Source organism: Rhodococcus sp. R1101, from assembly GCF_000278445.1.
Lineage (GTDB): Bacteria > Actinomycetota > Actinomycetes > Mycobacteriales > Mycobacteriaceae > Rhodococcus > Rhodococcus gordoniae.
This window is the reverse complement of sequence record NZ_AJVB01000359.1, coordinates 1-3,971: the sequence shown is the minus strand read 5'-3', so window position 1 is coordinate 3,971 and position 3,971 is coordinate 1. Positions and strand designations below refer to the sequence as shown.

Here is a 3,971-nt window from a genome sequence, read left to right as displayed (position 1 = left end):
GACAGGCCCGGTTCGTCGTCCACGGCGGTCAGGGCGTCGACGAGTGTGTCCGGCAGGATGCGGCTCGACAGCAGCGACACCGCGGCGGTGGGGGCGTCGCGCCGGGCCAGGGTGGAGCCGTCCTCGAGTCCGGCGACCCGTTCGATCCAGTAGTCGCGGTCGGTGCGGTAGCGCTCGGAGGTGCGGTAGTCGCGGTCCCAGTCGTAGAGGGCGCGCAGGTCGGCGGCGCGGGACGGTGCGGGTTCGCGGCCCTGCACCTGCGCGGTGTACAGCGCGGCGATCCGGTTGACCATCGTCATCGCCGCGAACCCGTCGAGGGCCACGTGGTGGATGCGCGCGTACCAGAGGAACCGGTCGTCGGCGACCTGCAGGAGCGTCATGTTCACCAGCAGGTCGGTGGCCAGATCGACCGGGGTGGCGTAGTCGGCGGTCATCCAGGCGTGCGCCGCCGCCATCGGGTCGGGGTGGCCGCGGAAGTCGAGCAGTGGGATCTCGGTGCGGTCCTCGACGGCGGGGTCGACGTACTGGACGGGTTCACCGTCGACGTCGACGACCCGCAGATAGGCCGACTGGAACTCGGCGCCGGCGCGGTATCCGCAGCGGCGCAGCAGATCCAGGTCCGGGGCGCCGCGCAGATCGACGTACTGCGCGATACACACCGGCACCTCGGGTGCGAGCTGTTGCGCGAACCAGATGGCTCGTTGCGCGGACGACAGTGGAAAAGCTCCGGCCGGTATCTGCGGACGACGGTGTCGCAACGACATGTCCCCTCCGAAAGCGATGTTGTTGGCCGTGATCGGCGTGTGTCCCCCGACATCGCGTGCGAGGGGCGACCCCGGTGCCGCCCGGGCGTGCGGCGCCGCGATCGGACCCCCGTTCGATCGTATACTCCCGTGTGACCGGGACCACACAACAAGCTAGACCACCTGCCCGGGTGGTACGACCGGATTGCGGCGACGGTCGCGCCGGCACCCGCCGCGGCGCCTCCGGCGTCTCCGTCCCACCACCGCAACGGCCCCCCGGAAGCGGGGGTGACCTCGGAAATCGGTTGCTCTCCACGGCTTTCGTCGCGTTTCGATAACGTTTTCCCGGCGTGCGGGAGGATTGTCCTGTTCGTGACGGGCGTGACGATCGGGAACGCGGGCGAACCCGGATCGGGCTCGGCGGAAACGCTCCGAAACCGGACAGTGCTCCTTATTCTCGAAGCCGGCCGTCATCTTCGTGGCCCCGCGCCGCGACCCGTGCGTGACCGGATCGCGACCGGATCGTCTCGCCCGCCCGCTCGCCCCCACTCGAAGGAGCCCGAGATGTTGCGTCGCCGATCCGCACCGCTCGCCGCCGCCCTGCTCGCCGCCGCCCTGCTGACGGTCCCGGCCCGGGCCGCCGCCGATCCGGCCCCACCGGGGATGCCGCTCGACCGGCTCCGTGCGGAGGTCGCCGACTCCCCCGAGACCCTCGCCGCGCTCGAACGACTCGTCGCCGAGTCCGGCTCGGCGGATCCGTTCGCGCCGCCGCCGAAGAACATCCCGCAGCCGTTCACCGCGCCCGCCCCGACCGTCGGTCCCGGTTGCGGCGGCGGCCTCGTGCCGTTCGCGATGACCAACGCCTGGGTGCATCCCGGCCCGCACGGTCAGGTGCCGTCCGGGGCGATCGAGGTGTTCGCCGAACCCACCGCGGGGGCGCCGGTCGCCGGCTCGGACCTGACGTTCGTGTGGATGAACATGGAGAACTTCCGCGCCGGGGTCGCCACCCTCGACAACCACGGGGGCGGACTGCAGTCGACGGTCGTCGACACCGGTCCCGGCGCGGTGATGGGCGCCTTGTTCGGCTCCCTGCGGTACACGAACGGGGCGTTCTGCCAGGTCGTCTACACCATGGGTGGTTTCTTCGTCTGAGCCCGTGTCAGCGCAGGCGTTCGGCGTCGCGGGCCAGGTCGAGCAGCTCCGCGCACAGCGCGGTCAGTTCGCCGGCGGCCGCGCCCTCGGCGACCGCGGTGGCCACGTCCTCGGCGGCGCAGCGCACCCGGAACGCGCGGTCGGCGAGCGCCTCGACCTCGGCGGCGGTGAGCACCACCGCGTCCGCGGGCAGCCCGGCACGGCGGGTGCTGCTGCGCTGCTCGTAGGCGCGTTGCCGGCACGACTGGCGGCAATAGCGCCGCCGCCGCCCGGTGCCGATCTCCGGTACCGGGCGCCCGCACCACAGGCACGTGCTCGCTCGCGTGTCACGTCCGGTCACGAGCGTCACTGTACTGCCCGGCCCCACCGCCGCCCGGGCGGTGCGGACACCGTGCGCGCGGTGGGGCGGTGGGTCGGTAGACTGGCACCTCGGCTCCTCGGTGGGCCGCGGGAACGGATTCGGCTCCGTCGACGTTGAGCACAGTGGACGTCGGGCTCGGCGTCGATGCCGCACGGCATCGTCACCCGGGCGGAGCACACAAGGAAGGACACCACCATGGCAGATCGTGTACTGCGAGGCAGCCGACTCGGGGCGGTGAGCTACGAGACCGACCGCGACCACGATCTGGCGCCGCGGCGAATCGCGCGCTACCGCTGCGACAACGGCGAAGAATACGACGTGCCGTTCGCGGACGACGCGGAGATCCCCGGCACCTGGATCTGCAAGAACGGGCTCGAGGGCACCCTGGTCGAGGGCGCCGCACCGGAGCCGAAGAAGGTCAAGCCGCCGCGCACCCACTGGGACATGCTGCTCGAGCGCCGCTCCGTCGAGGAACTCGAGGACCTGCTCAAGGAGCGCCTGGACCTGCTCAAGGCCAAGCGCCGCGGCGCCTGACAGCCGCCCCGCCCACTCGCACGTGTGCCGCCCCGGACGATCGTCCGGGGCGGCACACGTCGTTTCCGGGCCCGGAACCACACGCAGGACGTGCGGGTGGTCCCGCGAATTCGGTTGCGGCCCCGCCACGAATCGATCAATCGTCGATATCGCCCTCGCGGTGCGTGCAATCATGATCGCACGCCGACCGACCATGATCGGCACGCCTGATCCTCGACCCCGCGCCGGTGTTCCGGCGGGTCGTCTGCAAGGGGGTGAGTGTCCGTGACCGACCGTCACCACACCGCGGCGGAGGCGCCGCCGGCACAGGCCGCCGCCGACGAATTGGCCGATCTGCGAGCCGAACTCGACGACATCGACCGGGCCCTGCTCGACGGGGTCCGCGCCCGCCTCGAGGTGTGCGGACGCGTCGCCGAACTCAAGCAACGCCACGGCCTCGACGTGATGCAACCCGGTCGCATGGAGGTGGTGCACCGCCGCGCCCAGGACTACGCGCACCGGCACGGCCTGTCCGGCGACTTCGTGCGGTCGCTGTACACCCTGCTCATCGACGAGGCCTGCCGGGTCGAGGACCACATCGTCTCCGGTGGTGACACCGCGGACCGGATCCCCTCCGGTCGTCGCCGCGGCGTCGACGGCACGAACTGAGGTCGTCGTGTCCGCGCCCCGCCCGATCCGCACGGTGTTGATCGACAACTACGATTCGTTCACCTACAACCTCTACGACCTGATCACCCGCGTCAACGGCGTCCCGCCGCGGGTGATCACCAACGACCGCGGCTGGGACGAGCTCGTCGCCGAACCGTTCGACAACATCGTGATCTCCCCCGGCCCGGGCCGACCCGACCGGGCGCGGGACTTCGGGATCAGCGCCCGCGCCCTCACCGACGCGGGGGTGCCACTGCTCGGGGTGTGCCTCGGCCATCAGGGACTGTGCCAGTTGTTCGGCAGCGCCGTGATCACCGCCCCCGAACCGGTGCACGGCCGCACCAGCCCGATCCTGCACGACGGCACCGGTCTGTTCGCCGGCCTGCCCTCCCCGTTCGAGGCGGTGCGCTACCACTCGCTGATCGCCGACCCGGTCCCCGCCGACCTCACCGCCACCGCCCGGACCCCGGACGGTCTGCTCATGGCCGTCGCGCACCGGCACCGCCCGTTGTGGGGGGTGCAGTTCCATCCCG

The 3,971-nt window shown here is 71.7% G+C and carries 6 protein-coding genes; 4 read left to right on the top strand and 2 right to left on the bottom strand.

Annotated elements, in window-relative coordinates; translation table 11 throughout:
• On the bottom strand, positions 1 to 764 hold a 764-nt coding region (locus R1101_RS27325; RefSeq protein ID WP_037224004.1), incomplete at its 3' end, for a condensation domain-containing protein.
• Between the two features lie 543 nt (positions 765 to 1,307).
• Here R1101_RS27325 and R1101_RS0117780 point away from each other — a divergent pair.
• Positions 1,308 to 1,895: a hypothetical protein gene (locus tag R1101_RS0117780; RefSeq protein WP_016934709.1), complete on the top strand. Its 588-nt coding sequence runs from the start codon at positions 1,308 to 1,310 to the stop codon at positions 1,893 to 1,895.
• 7 nt (positions 1,896 to 1,902) lie between these two features.
• On the opposite strand, the gene R1101_RS0117775 is transcribed toward R1101_RS0117780, so the two are convergent.
• Positions 1,903 to 2,244, bottom strand: coding sequence for a hypothetical protein (locus R1101_RS0117775; RefSeq protein WP_016934708.1), 342 nt, complete (start codon positions 2,242 to 2,244; stop codon positions 1,903 to 1,905).
• Between the two features lie 207 nt (positions 2,245 to 2,451).
• Between R1101_RS0117775 and R1101_RS0117770 the strand changes: the two genes are divergently transcribed.
• The 3 genes from R1101_RS0117770 to R1101_RS27320 form a co-directional block, all read left to right on the top strand.
• Entirely contained in the window at positions 2,452 to 2,790 is a 339-nt protein-coding gene (locus tag R1101_RS0117770; protein WP_006554802.1) for an RNA polymerase-binding protein RbpA, read from the top strand.
• A gap of 258 nt (positions 2,791 to 3,048) precedes the next feature.
• Positions 3,049 to 3,438, top strand: a complete 390-nt coding sequence (locus R1101_RS0117765; protein ID WP_016934706.1) for a chorismate mutase — start codon at positions 3,049 to 3,051, stop codon at positions 3,436 to 3,438.
• Positions 3,439 to 3,445: 7 nt separating this feature from the next.
• A partial coding sequence (locus tag R1101_RS27320) for an anthranilate synthase component II (protein WP_198420296.1) occupies positions 3,446 to 3,971 on the top strand: 526 nt, incomplete at its 3' end.

What these genes read in the sequence shown, in the direction of transcription:
- R1101_RS0117780 (WP_016934709.1), top strand. Translation starts at nt 1,308, where the DNA reads ATGTTGCGTCGCCGATCCGCACCGCTCGCCGCCGCCCTGCTCGCCGCC.
- R1101_RS0117770 (WP_006554802.1), top strand. Translation starts at nt 2,452, where the DNA reads ATGGCAGATCGTGTACTGCGAGGCAGCCGACTCGGGGCGGTGAGCTAC.